This window comes from Salinimonas marina (assembly GCF_015644725.1).
Lineage (GTDB): Bacteria > Pseudomonadota > Gammaproteobacteria > Enterobacterales > Alteromonadaceae > Alteromonas.
The window spans coordinates 2,541,232-2,555,767 of sequence record NZ_CP064795.1 but is presented as its reverse complement, the minus strand read 5'-3'; the positions used below and the strand labels follow the sequence as shown (position 1 = coordinate 2,555,767).

Annotated in this window: 7 protein-coding genes and 2 pseudogenes; 6 read left to right on the top strand and 3 right to left on the bottom strand. The window is 51.2% G+C overall.

Translation table 11 applies throughout. The features are described from left to right. Nucleotides 1-60: 60 nt before the first annotated feature. Complete coding sequence (locus IT774_RS11470) at nt 61-669, bottom strand: cytochrome C assembly family protein (protein ID WP_232364966.1); 609 nt, start codon at nt 667-669, stop codon at nt 61-63. A 489-nt stretch (nt 670-1,158) separates the two neighbouring features. Between IT774_RS11470 and ffh the strand changes: the two are divergent. The 6 genes and pseudogenes from ffh to IT774_RS11440 all read left to right on the top strand — a co-directional run bounded on the left by ffh (nt 1,159) and on the right by IT774_RS11440 (nt 10,275). Further along, nucleotides 1,159-2,534: pseudogene (gene ffh / locus IT774_RS11465) on the top strand (signal recognition particle protein). Nucleotides 2,535-2,790: 256 nt separating this feature from the next. Beyond that, nucleotides 2,791-6,489, top strand: coding sequence for an ATP-binding protein (locus IT774_RS11460; protein ID WP_195809895.1), 3,699 nt, complete (start codon nt 2,791-2,793; stop codon nt 6,487-6,489). Further along, complete coding sequence (locus tag IT774_RS11455; protein WP_195809894.1) at nt 6,486-7,121, top strand: hypothetical protein; 636 nt, start codon at nt 6,486-6,488, stop codon at nt 7,119-7,121. The genes IT774_RS11460 and IT774_RS11455 overlap by 4 nt, the downstream gene beginning before the upstream one ends. Further along, on the top strand, nt 7,118-8,338 hold the full coding sequence (locus IT774_RS11450; RefSeq protein ID WP_195809893.1) for a phosphoenolpyruvate carboxylase: 1,221 nt from the start codon (nt 7,118-7,120) through the stop codon (nt 8,336-8,338). The genes IT774_RS11455 and IT774_RS11450 overlap by 4 nt, the downstream gene beginning before the upstream one ends. Before the next feature lie 393 nt (nt 8,339-8,731). Beyond that, nucleotides 8,732-9,142 carry a tellurite resistance TerB family protein gene (locus IT774_RS11445; RefSeq protein WP_195809892.1) on the top strand — a complete coding sequence of 137 codons (411 nt, stop codon included), beginning with the start codon at nt 8,732-8,734 and terminating at the stop codon, nt 9,140-9,142. Nucleotides 9,143-9,468: 326 nt separating this feature from the next. Next, nucleotides 9,469-10,275 carry a PEP-CTERM sorting domain-containing protein gene (locus tag IT774_RS11440; RefSeq protein ID WP_195809891.1) on the top strand — a complete coding sequence of 269 codons (807 nt, stop codon included), beginning with the start codon at nt 9,469-9,471 and terminating at the stop codon, nt 10,273-10,275. An 89-nt stretch (nt 10,276-10,364) separates the two neighbouring features. On the opposite strand, the pseudogene IT774_RS11435 reads toward IT774_RS11440, so the two are convergent. Both IT774_RS11435 and IT774_RS11430 read right to left on the bottom strand, forming a co-directional pair. Beyond that, a pseudogene (locus tag IT774_RS11435) lies at nt 10,365-13,471 on the bottom strand (efflux RND transporter permease subunit). Further along, on the bottom strand, nt 13,468-14,520 hold the full coding sequence (locus IT774_RS11430) for an efflux RND transporter periplasmic adaptor subunit (RefSeq protein ID WP_195809890.1): 1,053 nt from the start codon (nt 14,518-14,520) through the stop codon (nt 13,468-13,470). The pseudogene IT774_RS11435 and the gene IT774_RS11430 overlap by 4 nt, the downstream one beginning before the upstream one ends. Nucleotides 14,521-14,536 lie beyond the last annotated feature (16 nt).

Genomic DNA, 14,536 nt, shown 5'->3' with positions numbered 1-14,536 from the left:
ACAGTACCGCATTTACCCATGCGTGTGACTGAATTCTGGTTAAAAATTATTTAACACCGGTTACAGCAGTACCTCCCGAACAAAACGACTGCCAAAGTAGGCGAGTGTAAGTAACACAATGCCGATGATATTCATGACAATTAACTGGCGACTCCGCCAGCCTCTGAGCGTTTGTCCTGCCAGCATAAAAATATACAGGATCAGAGCCAGGATAGATAACACTGTTTTATGGGCATACTGTAAACTGAACATGTCATCTAAGAAAATAAACCCGCTCAATAATGAAATAACCAGCAAGCCGGTACCAATTTGCAGTAGCCGGAACATCAGACCTTCAACCAGGGTTAATGGCGGCAATCCGGAATGTAACAGTGACGAGCCTTTTTGTTTTAACCGAAACGTAATGTAGGAAACCTGCAACGCGTACAAAAAGGCAATAGCCAGGGTGCCGTAGGCAAACAATGACAACGTGATATGCACCACCAGACCCGGATGCAGTTCGATATGCATAATATGATTAACCGGAATCAGCAATGACGCCAGTACCGTCAGTGCCGCAAATGTAAATACCACGGGCAGCATAATACGGTTGGGTAATACTTTGGCAGAGACCAGCAGTGCAGCTGTAATGAGCCAGGCGACCAATGACAATACATTGGTGATACTCATGTTTTGTCCCGGAGCCAGGATAATAGCTTTAGTCAGAAACAACACATGGGCGGTACAGCCGATACCGGCAAGTATTAACGGCAAACCTGATGAGGGGGGGCCTGATGATGAATAAAGCGGCGCACCAGCACGGTTGCTGCAATAACATAAAATATTACCGCTATCGGGGCAAAAAGCGAGGTCATGAATTGTCCTGTTGAACCGGCATCTAGGATTGGGCTACCTGAGTTTGCTGGCCTGCGAATAATGCAGGCCTTTGTACAGGAGGGTATTGTTACTGTAAGTGTTGATAAAATTCAACCATATGCTTGATTTTTAGTGCTATGAATCACCATATCAGACAGATAATGACGCTTGGACAGCCCGGCACGGTCTTAACCTCGTGCTATTTTCCCCCTCATCAGAAAAATCTTCGTCATCTGATGGTACGTTCGTTGCGCAAATTTCGTTATACTAGACTCATTAACCAAACAAAGAAGACTCTTGTGTATGTTTGAGAATTTATCTGAACGTCTTGGCCAGACCCTCAAAAATGTGAGTGGCCGGGGACGACTGACCGAAGACAACATCAAAGATACCCTGCGCGAAGTGCGTATGGCGCTGCTTGAAGCCGATGTTGCACTGCCGGTGGTCAAAGAATTTGTCGCGCAGGTGAAGGCCCGCGCCGTGGGCACCGAGGTGTCAAAAAGCCTCAAGCCCGGCCAGGTTTTCATCAAGATTGTGCAATCTGAGCTTGAATCGGTCATGGGGAGGCGAATGAAAAGCTGAACCTGGCGACCCAGCCGCCCGCCGTGGTACTGATGGCTGGTTTGCAAGGTGCGGGTAAAACCACCAGTGTGGGTAAGCTGGCTAAGTACCTGACTGAGCGTGAAAAGAAAAAGGTCATGGTGGTCAGTGCCGATATCTATCGTCCGGCGGCTATTAAGCAGCTGGAAACCCTGGCAGAGGAAGTCAATGTCGGCTTCCATCCGTCCACGGTATTACAAAAGCCGGTGGATATTGTCGAAGAGGCCATCGATACGGCCCGTAAACAATTTTATGATGTACTGTTAGTCGATACCGCAGGTCGCCTGCATGTTGATGCAGACATGATGGACGAAATTAAAGCGCTGCATGCGGCGGTCAAACCCATCGAAACTCTGTTCGTGGTCGATGCCATGACGGGTCAGGATGCGGCCAATACAGCCAAAGCCTTTAATGATGCGTTACCCCTTACCGGGGTGATCTTAACCAAAGCCGATGGTGATGCCCGTGGTGGTGCGGCCCTGTCGGTCCGAAAAATTACCGGTAAGCCAATTAAGTTTTTGGGTATGGGCGAAAAAGTCGATGCCTTAGAGCCTTTCCATCCCGAGCGGGTGGCGTCACGTATTCTGGGCATGGGCGATGTATTAAGCCTGATTGAAGATGTTGAGCGTAAAGTCGATAAAGACAAAGCGCAGAAGCTGGCGAAGAAAGTTCAGAAAGGCAAAGGCTTCGATCTGCAAGATTTCAAAGAACAGCTTGAGCAGATGAAAAACATGGGCGGCATGATGGGCATGATGGATAAAATGCCGGGCATGGGTGGCATGATGGATAAAATAAAAGATCAGGCCAACGATAAGCAGTTTAACCAGATGGAAGCCATCATCAGTTCTATGACCCCGGGCGAACGCGCCCGTCCTGATATTATCAAGGGCTCGCGTAAGCGTCGCATCGCGGCTGGGTCAGGCACGCAGATTCAGGATGTGAATCGATTGCTTAAGCAGTTCACTCAGATGCAAAAGATGATGAAAAAGATGTCTGGAGGCGGCATGAAAAAAATGATGCGCCAAATGAAAGGCATGATGCCACCGGGTGGCGCTGGTGGTATGTTCCCGCCCCGGTAGCCCAGGGCGCGCTATGGCCAGGGACAGTGGCCTGTTTGACCATTCACCAGCTGTCGCTGGATAAAAAATGCCGGTACGTACGCCGGCATTTTTGTATGTGCAAACCGATCATATTGTTTACAACACTACCTTCTCAGCGCTTTTTTTGGCAAAATAGCCCGCCGGCAAGGGCAGGAAGGCGCGGCCACAACGCCGCTTTTTTAGCCTTTTATAATAACAACAAAGCAGCTTTTGCTACCCAACTACAAAGGTTTTTATGGCTGGTTTAAAACGCATCATCCTTATTGATACTCATTTACCTGGCATCGTGGAGCTCAAACTCGAAGGACACACCAATATTTGCGGTACCAATGCTTCGGGTAAAACCACCTTACAGCGTCTGATTCCGGTATTTTACGGCGAGTATCCCAGTCGGGTAGTACCGGCGACCCGCGACAGTTTCGAGCGCTGGTATTTACCCCGAACCTCCAGCTTTATTATCTACGAGTATACCCGAGCGGATGGGCAGCTGTGTCAGGCGGTATTAAGTTCCACCGGTAATGGGGTGAATTATCGGTTTATCGGTAAAGCGTTTGAGCTGGAAGACTACCTGGTTTCTCAGAAAAAGGGCAAATATACCAGCCTCAGCAGCACCGAAATTGCCCGCAATATGAAACGCAACAATGTGCTGGTGACCAGTCAGCTGAACACCAAAGATTTCAGGGCTATATTGCAAAACGATCATAGCGTCTTAAACCATAGCAGTAACGCCCGGGAACTGCTGGGGTATTCACGTAGCTTTAGTTTGTGTGCCCGGCAAACGCATATTCGGCATATGGAAAAGCTGGCCAAAGCGGTGCACTCCAAAGAAGGCAAAATGGAAACCATAAAAGCCATGATTGCCGCTATCCTGGAAGAGGATGGGGTGCAGCCGCCCACCTCTGGGTTAAGTCGCCAGCGGGTCGATGACTGGATCCGCGAGTGTCATCTGATCAAACAGTTTGAACGCATTCGGCCCGAATTTGCGCGGCTGGAACAAGCCGATCTTGCCCTTAGTGATACCGAATCGGGCCTGGCAGAATTAGCCGCCTGTTTTGAGACCGACATCTCGGTACTGGATGCCCGGGTGGAGAACACCAAGGCAGACCTTAAAGACAATGAGTTTGCTAAAAAACAGTGTGAAACAGAATGGCACAGCCAGCGGGATACGTTAAACCAGACCTTATCGGGAGCCCGCGCGGACGTTGAAAAGTACAGCAGCGAGCTGGAAACCGTGGAACAGGAATATGAACACTGGCAACAACAAAACATCGATCAGTTAAAAGACGATGTGGCCAGCCTGGGTCAGTGGCAAAACGAGCTTACCACCGTCAGTAACCGCTATAACTTGCTTACCGAACAGCATCAGGATGTTGAGTCCGCGTACTCCCGCCAGCTGGCAGAGCAGGGCGAGCGATTGGCCGCGACCCTGGAAGAGCTGGCGCAAAATCGGCAGCAAACGGCTGAAAAGTACGCTGAGCAACAACAACGTGAGCGTGATGGTCTGCATGACTTAAAACAACAGTTTGCAGAGCAACTGCAAAAACTAAATGATGATACACAGCAACGCCTCAGTAGCCTCAAAGTATCCCATGCCGAACTTAATGCCACCGTCACGAATACGGGCTTTAATGAATTTGAACAGTCACAACTGGATTTGATGGATGCAGCGGTTAAAGAAGCCACGATTAATGAGGATGCTGCCAGAAGTGAATACCGCTCGGCGCAGCAAGCCCATCACAAAGCGGTGCAGCACCGCAGCCAGGTGGATAAACAGCTGGAAAGGCTACGTTTACAGTACGCAGAACAGGAAAAGGTTATTGCTGGCGTTCAGCAATTGCTGTATCCCGGCGAAGGCTCCTTGCTGGAGTTTTTGCATAAAAATGTGGATCGCTGGGAAACCACAGTAGGCAAGATAATCCGTCCGGAGTTGCTGGAACGTACTGATCTGGCCCCCGGGCTGGTGGCAGACTCTGAGCACCACGAGAACCACATCTTTGGGATGCGGCTGGCCACTGAAGCACTGGATACCCCAGAATACGCTCACTCAGAACAGCAGTTACAACAGCAGCTGCAAAGCGGCCAGGCTCAGCTGACGGTGATACATGAGCAGCAAAACGAGCAGGAAAGCTTGCTGGCGCAGGCAAATGAAGCGGTCCGTCACTGTGAGCTGACGCTTTCTAAGCAGGATAATGCGGTTCGCAGCGCCGAGTCGACCCGCAAACGTACCCAACAAGATCGAGAAAGCTTGCAAAGTGAGTATCAGCAGGCGTTAAGCCAGCGCCGGACAAAAATCAAAGCGCAACTGGCAAGCAATGAACAGGCACAGCAAAAAATTCAAAGCCAGTTCCAACAAGAGCGCGATAAGGTAAAACAACAGCAGGGGGAAACCCAGTCCGAACACAGTTTCCACTGGCAGCAGTTACTCAGCGATATCAACACCCGGCTGACCCAGATCGACAGTGAAATTCGCCAGGCCAAAACGATGGCTGCCAGCGAACGTCAGGAACTTGAAGGCTGGCTAAGCAATGAGCTTAATCAGCGCGGCGTGGATGTAGATGAAATCGGGCAGCTGAAAAAGCGTCAGAAAGCATTGAAAAGTAAAATTCAGCAAACCGAAAGTCAGCGCCATCTGGTGGCCGACTTTGAGCGCTGGTACCAGCATACCTTTATCACCCAGAAAGTCAGCTGGCAGAGCGCGTTGAGTGATGCCCGCAAGCAGCTGGCAGAGGCAGAGCGCAGCCTGGCATCCAAACTGGCGTTGTATCGCGAGCAGCGAGATCAGTACCAGCAGCAGTACGAACAGCTGGAAGCTGCGTTGCATACCGCTTCAGATCAGCAGGAGAAGGTGCGTAACCTCAACAAAACCCTGGGCCGGCTTAATCTGCCCAAACACCAGGTGAGTGAGACACTGAAGCAGGATGAACTGAGCATCAGTCAACGGGTGTCCCGGGTCCAGGAGTTACTTCAGCAACGTGAAACGCTGGTGGCAGATGTCAAAAATTATATTGAACGCTTTGATCAGCTGATTGCCGCGCAGGCCGGCACCGGCTTATCCGACACCTGGGAACGGGCACGCGAAGAATGTGCCACTACCAATGCTCAGGGCATCAAGTCAATCGATCACCGACGCATGGTAGCGCACCTGGCCCAACTGCTTAATGTTATTGTGCCGCAGAAGTTACAGGGGCTTAAAGAGCAGGGCCGGATTTTTGGCGCGGATTTAACCCAGTACTATTTTGTGCTGGCCGATATCGATAAGCGCATCGTTTCTCAAAGCCGCCGTATTTCGCAGGAGGTAGATGGCGAACTGTTTCTGGATGGGGTGTCAGACTCAGCCGTTAAGATTCGCTCACGTATCAGCGAATTGGAGTTCTGGCCTGAACTAAAGCAGTTTCGCGAACATTACGAAGCCTGGATCGATGATGGCTCGGCGCAGCTACCGGCAGAGGAATACGGTCAGAGTATGCGTAAAGTACTCGATATCTTAGGCAGAGCCGCGCTAGGTGGTGGTATCAGCAAGCTGCTGGATATTGAACTGCACCTGCGAGAAGGCAACAGCGATCTGGTGATCCGTACCGACCGGCAGTTAAATGAGTCTTCCAGTCATGGAATGGCCTATATGATTTTGTGCAAATTTCTGCTGGCGTTTACCCGGTTATTACGTGGGGATGAAAATACCGTGGTCCACTGGCCCATCGATGAGCTGGGCACGCTGCACCAAAGCAACGTAAAGAAAATTTTTGATGCTTGTCATAATAACAATATCAGCGTAGTGGGAGCCTTTCCCAATCCCGAATCGGAAGTACTCAGCCTGTTCGAAAATCGTTATCTCATTGACAAGGTCAGTCGTCAGTTGCAGGTAGTGCAGCCAAAAACCAATGCCATTTCCAGCCGAATTGCTGCCCGTCGCCAACAACAGGAGGTGTCCGCATGATGAATGAAACAGGTCGGGTGCTGAGCCTGCTGCTGGAAGGTAAATTTATTTGTCAGGTGACCGATGAAGAAGCCTGGCGCTTTCTTAAAAGTCGCCATAGTGTTGCGACTATCGAACCGCATCTGGCATTGTTAAATCGTAGTCTGGCCAGCACCGCTGACGGCGAAGTGTTTTTTTGTGCCTATAACACGCTGGGCGAAGCAGAGCGTAAGGTTTTACAACAACAGTTTCAGGATGTGGCGACGAATCTGGTGCCCCTGGTGGAATGGCTGATGCTGGTACAACAAGCCAGTGAGTCAGATATTCCTTTGACCATGGGCGCGGCCCTGCGCCTGAGTGAATTACAAACAGTTATTGAAGACACCCCGGCCTATGCCGAACAACTTGGAAAGATATCACGGTATCGGCTGTTTAACTCCGCCAGTGTTAATTTAGACGGCCAGCTGAAGCAGGTGTTTAAGCGACTAACTGATCTGGGTTATTTGTATAAGCCTAATATCGAGAAACAAATTTATCTGGCCACCGGCAAAGTTGAACACCTGTACGAGATGATTAAGTTTATTGATGAGACTGAGTCGCTGTCGTTGGCAGAGCAGGCCGATGCGGCCATTACCCAGGGTAATCTGCTATGAGTCAGACGCTGCTGCAGGCGGGAGCGCGGCTCTTTAATGCGTTAAGCCGGCATCATGATCTCATTATGCAGGCTTACCTGAGTGGCCAGGTAGATGAAGCCCAGGCCAGCCCCAAAGTGTTGGATCAGTTAGTACAGCTGGGGGTGCTTTGGCGACCTGATGTACACAGTGCCTTGCGGCTGAAAAGCGCGGTGCGCAATCTGCTTGAAGGCAGCTTGCAGGATGAGCGCAACCGTACGGTCAATGCCAATATCGGCGCCGCTCTGGCCAGCCTGAAAACCCTGGCGGAACATTACAAAGAAGCCTTGCACTACAGCCGCTATAGTGACGCGCAGGCACACATGAGCGAGCTTACCGAGCATGTTTATCAGCTGACTGAATCGTTAGGAAATAGTGTTCGGGTAATGTTCAGCCGGATAAATAACGAATTTGGGTATGTGGCTTCGGTGGAGGCCAAAATTCGTGAAAACGAACTGGCCCAAAGCCAGGTTTCAGAGCTATTACAGCAGCTGGAATGCTTTCGGTTTGATGAGCTTAGCGAAGTGGCGGGCAGCCAGCGCGAACTGCGTCACTTGCTGGTAGTGGCGCTTCAGCAAAGCTTTTCTGATGCGGCGCAGGAGCTGGCTGTGGCGCAGGCTCGCTTACTCGACTTGCTAGGCCGCTTTCGGGAGTTTCAGGGGCGTACCCGGCTGCTCAAAGGATTTTTACTGCATACCGAGCAGCATCCGGATTTTACTCCTTCTGAATACCCGGCGCTCTCACAGGTCCCGGTCTTGTTCAATCAGGCCCCGGGCTTACTGAATGCGGCTGCGGTCGACGTGAATCAGGTCGAGCACGAAAATGATTATCAGCAATTGGTGTCTTCTTTGACTCATTGGCAGCGTCGCGGCCAGAATGCCGGGGCCAACACCGAAGCGGCCGATATTGATGTCGGTGAACAAAGCACGGTGGCGCTCGAAAAAGGCGAAATCCAACAAGCGGTAGAAAGTTACTTCTGTAAGGTTATTGATACCGGCCAGGCATGTTCCGCGCTGGAGTATTATCAGCAGCAGCAACTGGCGTTTGATTCTGAGGTTTGGCTTTATCAGGTCATCGGTGGTTACCAGGCACTTCATGAGACCGATAAAGCATTTTTTGCATTAGATACCGAAGGTCAGGTTCATACCCTGTTCACCGGCAATTATTATATTCACGATGTGACCCTGGGCTTACGCTAAAGCACGGCCTCCCGGATAGCGGCGAAGTCGTCTTCAACACGGTACCAGGGTTACTTCGTATCAGTGGAGGCTCAGTGGCCAAGGGCCAAGGGGCAAGGCCAAGGACAAGGGCAAAGCACCAATGGGCAAAAGTTGGGAATCTGTGTAGACGTGGTTTATAATTAACACAGTTTTTACATGGTTCCGGGCGTATTGCGTGACCTGGGCAGGCTGGTTTCAGGTTGACCAGAGTGGGCAAACCTAATCTGACAGAGGCGCGTTAAACCCGTCTGAACCTTTCTGTAAAAATGTGCGTAACAGGCTTGTCATTATTTTCCCTTCGCCTGCTCAGACATCGCTCAGGCCGGGGGTTTCACCTATTTTTTTCGTCGGCACCGGCGAATGGAGAGACCTATGCAGTTGTCCAGCCAGCAAACCTTTAATCAGGCTTTAATCCGCCTGTCAGTATTGCTGTACCAGGTAGATAACAAGGTAACCCTGACCGAACAGGACTATCTGGAAGAATTACTCGCGTCTTTGGACTGGCAAAGCCCCATTTGCCGGGAGGCATTCTTTAATGATGTGGTTTATCAGACGCGACTGGCACTGGATACCGGAGAAGGTATTTACTATCTGCGTTCTTTCAAAGACGATTTATTGTTTGATGCCGAAAAGGCCATGGAAGTGGCAATGGCGATGACCGGTATTGATGGCGATCGCAGCGAGGAGGAAACTGAGATCCTGGCTCTGCTAAGCCACAAGATGCTGGCAAAAGCACTGGTCTCCCCAAAATCTAAACCAGCAGCAACAAACCACCTGAACTAATCCGTTTTCTGTTATAGCGAAGCGACATCCTGGATGTTGCTTCCCAGTAGTATTTATTTGATTCCTGCCATCCGCATTTATGTTCAAAGCTCTAAAACCAAGCCATCCGTCTACTACTTGAAGATTCCATGACGGTGCTAACCCCGGCTTACCCCATAAAACTGTCAGAATTATTTACACTCTCCAATCCTCAAATTATAGACGATTATCTATGGTCCTGTTTACTTTAGTAATTTTAATACTGGCGTGTTCTATGCGTATTTTTCTACTGCTGCATTGATGTTTTGTGTAAGTACTCCTATTTCCTTTGTCCAGGAATTGTCATTATGAAAATCAAAATTATGGTCTTTTTATGCGGTGTTTTTCTTGCCTTACCGCTTAGTGCTGCCGTGGTTAAAGTTGCCAGCGACGACTTTACCGCTTCGGCGAATGTCATCACTTTCTCTGAGTTTCCATTAGGAACCGTAAACCCTACGTATACGCCAGCCGAATATGCCGGCGATGTGGGCGATCCAACGATCACCTTTGGCGGTTTTTTTATGGGTCAGTCATTAAGTGCGACCCCTGGTGTAGATTGTCCCGGAGCGGCGGCCTCAGCATGTATTGTAGGGACCCCCACCGGGCCATTGATGCTGGACCCGGATTCACCCGATACCTTTACTGTTACGGATGGTTCAAACCCGAGCTCACCGGTGTTATCCGGTACCCCTACCTTTAATGGCGGTATTGCTTTGCTTTTCAGTGAAGATCAATTTGCTGTTGGCTTTGATGGCGGCTTCTTTAATGCGGTCGCGTCTACTGCCATTACCGCCTTTGCCCGCGATGGCAGTATGCTGGGGTCGATTGGCAACGATGTGGAAGGTATCGAGTTTTTGGGGCTGGCACTATCTAATGGAGCCAGCGAGATAGCCGGGGTCTTTCTGGATTTAATTGGCGCCGAGCCCGCAGGCTTTGCTATCGATAATGTTCGCTTTGGTACCGCCGATGAAGTCGATGTCATCATCATTGATGATGGTGACGAGAATGGCGGTCCGCAAGCCGATGTTCCCGAACCAGCCACCATCTTTATATTCACGATATTGTGTGCAGGGTTGGCAGGCCAGCAAAGACTGAGACATCAGCTAAAAGCTTAACAACACAGTAAACCTGTTAAAACGCAGGTAACAGGCATAAAAAGAGGCATCCGAAGATGCCTTTTTTATGCCTGGATATTTTACCCAATTCACAATGACTGACGGTGGGCTTCTTCCATCTCGTCTTCTAAACGCTGACTTTCATCGGCTCTGGGTTTGGTAAAGCGTGCCAGTCCCAGATACAACACCGGTGTAAGGTATAGCGTAAATACCACGGCAATGCCCAGGCCACCAAATACCACCCAACCAATGGCGTTGCGTGACTCAGCGCCCGCCCCGGTAGACAGAATCAATGGCAGACCACCCAAAATGGTAGAAACCAGGGTCATCATGATGGGGCGCAACCGCACCTTACCGGCCTCTACAATAGCATCATAGACACTGTGGCCCTGGTCGCGCAGCTGGTCGGCGAACTCAATCAGCAATATGGCATTTTTTGCCAGCAGTCCGATAAGCATCACCAATCCGATTTGTGAATACACATTGATGGTGGTGCCGGTCAGATACAAGGCATAAATAGCCGCAGCAATACCAAAGGGCACGGTGAGCATCACCACAATGGCACTGTTGACGCTTTCAAACTGCGCCGCCAGCACCAGCAGCACAATGATAAAGGCCAGCACATAGGTCAGCGCCACTTGTTTCGATGTTTCTTCAAAGGTTTGGGCTTCACCTAAGAAAATAAGGCCGATACCGTCGGGAAGGGATGACTGCAGGCCGCGAATCTTTTCCACCACCTCATTGATGGGCATATCTTCGGGAAGCTCCATTTCCATTTCAATTGCCCGGCGCTGAGCCTGACGTTCCAGTTCGGCAGCCACCCCTTCTTCGGTAATGTAGGCAATGCTGGACAGTGGCACCAGGGCCCCATTTACTGATTTTACGTAAAGATTGGTTAAGTCTGCAGGATTGCTGGTGTTACGTTCACTGGACTGCAACATGATCGGAATCGCCTGATCGCCAACATTCAAATCGGCAATATCATCTCCGTTAACGGCCGCTCGCAATGTACTGGCTATATCAGACAGAGGGACACCAAGTTCTTCTGCCCGGCGACGATCGATATTGATGCGCATTTGTGGCTGGGTGGGCTCGTAGCTGATACGCGGCGCACCGACTTCTGGCAAAGCCTGTTCAATCTTAACAGAAAAGTCCTGAGCTGCTTTAAATATGGTTTCATAGCTGCTGCCGGTAAGCGCAATCTCCAAACCACCGCCTTGCCCACGCAGGTTAAGACTGTTGCCCCCAAAGGCATTGCCAGGCGCTCCGGGAATAGCGCGTAATTGTGGACGAATTTCTTCAATTACATCCTGCAGTGATTTGTCCCGGGCATCCCAGTGCTGCAAAGGGGCGGTAATGAATACAATGTTGGGATCCCAGGAGCCGACCACGGTGTAAACCGAGTCGATGGTGCCATTGTCCACATAGGGCATTAGCACTTCTTCCATCTTTTCGGCCTGGCGGTTCATAAAGTTCATACCCGCACCATCGGGGCCGCGGGCAAAGATTCGGATAGTGCCGCGATCCTCACTGGGTAACAATTCATTGTCTATCTGAGTGGCAGTAAACCAGGCGCCCACACCTGCCGCAATGCTAACAAAGACAATGATCCAGCCATGCCGAAGCGACCAGCCTAACGAGCGTTGATAGCCGTTTAACCCGGCGTAACCAATCCGGCCCAGTGTGCGAGCGAACCAGCCATCAGACTTCTTGTTTTTAAGGGCAGGCGTGCGGTCAGGGCCGGAACCAGCGACAGCGCCACAAATGAGGAAATAATCACCGCACCCGCTAATACTCCGCCAAATTCCCGAAACAGACGGCCGGCGGTGGAGGGTAAAAAGGCAATGGGAATAAACACCGAGGCCAGCACTGCGGTGGTAGCGACTACGGCGAAAAAGACTTCCCGAGAGCCAACCACGGCAGCCGCGCGGGCACCTAATCCTAAACTGCGACGACGCTGAATATTTTCTGATACCACAATGGCATCATCCACAATCATTCCGGTAGCCAGCACCAGTGCCAGCAATGTCAGAATATTGATGGAAAAGCCCAACGCCCAGATAATGGCCAGCGCGCCGGCCAGGGAGACCGGTATCGACAACGCCGGTACAATCGTTGCTCGCCACGAGCCAATGAAAATAAGTAGCGTGAATATTACCAGCAACACCGTCAGACTGAGTGACTGCACCACTTCGCTCACCGAGTCGCGGATAAATTCAGCATCGTCGGAGGTCAGCACGATATCCATGTCGGCAAAACGCTGATTCATCTGCGTCACCATGGCTCGCACTTCATCCGAGATTTGGATGGTGTTGGAGCTGGCCTGCCGGATCACCCCCAGGCCAATAACCGGTTTGCCATCCAGGCGTACCATGCTGGTGGTATCGGCGGGCCCGAAATAGACACTGGCCACATCGCTGATACGCACATCGCCCTGTAACACAATGCCCGCTACGTCCTCGGCCGACACCGAGGTCGCATCGGCGCGGACTATTAAAGACTGATCCTGAGACTGGATGCTTCCGGCCGGCACATCAAACGGCGCCGTGCGCAGTGCCGCGGCAACATCGGTCATGGATAAACCAAAACTGGTTAGCCGCAGCGGATCCACCGAAACCCGCAGGGTTCGTTCACGGTTACCGCTAAGCTGCACATCGGCAACGCCGGGAATACTTAAAAATAATGGGGCTAAATCGGTATCAACCCGCTCGGTTAAGGTTTCCATATCCAGGGTGTCGGAGGACACGGCCAGACTGACCACCGCCTGAGCATCACTGTCGGCGCGAATAATCGAAACCTGCTCCACATCTTCAGGCAGCTCCCGCTGGACCCGGCTTACCGATTCGCGGGTTTCATTGGCTGCATCTTCCAGATTAACCCCGGGGCGAAATTCAACCCGGATACGGGCAGAATTTTCTTCGCTTTGGGCATAGATGTTCTTTACCCCGCTAACCCGTGCCACCGCGCCTTCTAAGCGACTGGTGAGCTCGGCATCCACTGTCTCAGGCGAGGCGCCCGGTAGTTGGGCGGTAACAGTAATGGTCGGTGTGTCGACATCGGGAAGTTCACGAACTTCCAGTCCGTTCAGGGCAGCAAAGCCGGCAATGATAATCAGCAGATTAAGCACGACAATCAACACCGGGCGGCGAATAGCCGTAGACGGCAAATCATTCGCCTGGGAGGTCAGCTTGCTCATTGCGGGCTTCTCCGGGCCAGCTCGGTAGTGACTTCCTGACCATTACGCAGCCGCTGAACACCTTCGGAGATAAGCAGGTCACCTTCCTCTAAATCGCCGGAAACCAGGATGGTGCCACGCAGCCGCTGATGAACTTTAACATCGACCCGTTTGGCCTTACCTTCCTCTGAAATCCAGACATAAGCTCCATTTGCGCCCCACAACAGGGCAGCTTCAGGAATGGCGGCATAGCGATTACCGTTGATGGATAATCTGACCCGAAAACTCATGCCGGGGCGATATTTATCCTTACTGTTATCCAAAATCGCCCGGGCCCGCATCGTCCGGTCGACTTCATTGATACGTGAGTCAATTTCAGCTATCTGGGCTGGAATTTTTTGTTCCCGGTCGGTCCAGGGCTGCAACGACACCGAGGGTTCATTCATCAAAATGGGAAGGGCGGCTTCCGGTGCCCGAAAATTAACATACAGTTTAGTTCTGTTATCCAACGTGGTGATCGCAGTTTGCGTGGTAATGCGATCGCCTTCTTCAATGTCGGTCAGACCCACCACACCATCAAACGGCGCTTCTACCGTACGGTCATCTAAATCGGCCTGCGCTTCATCCAGGTTGACCTGGGCCAGGTCGCGTTCGGTCTGTGCCACATCCAGCTCGCTTTGAGAAACGGCGCCTTTATTCAGCGTATTTTGCAGTCTTTCGAGTGAACGCTGGGCATCCTGCAGTTGTAGCTGTGCACGACGCACGGCCACTTGCTGACGTCTATCATCAAGCCGCATCAGGACTTTATCTTTTTCAACATACTGTCCCGGTACGAAGTTTATTTCTACCACTTCATCGGCCACGGCGGGGTACAGGGTAACCGAGCGCACCGCTTCGGCGGTGCCGACGGCTTCAATATCGCGGTTGGCGTATTCAAAGGTGACTTTTTCTAATACCACCAGCTTGGCCTGACTATCACCGAAGTATTGCGCAGTTGCCAACGGGGCAAGCAGGGTCAATACAACCCCCAGAACCAGTGCCGGGACTGGCTTTATGAGTTTTGTGAACATTATAATTCCATTATCT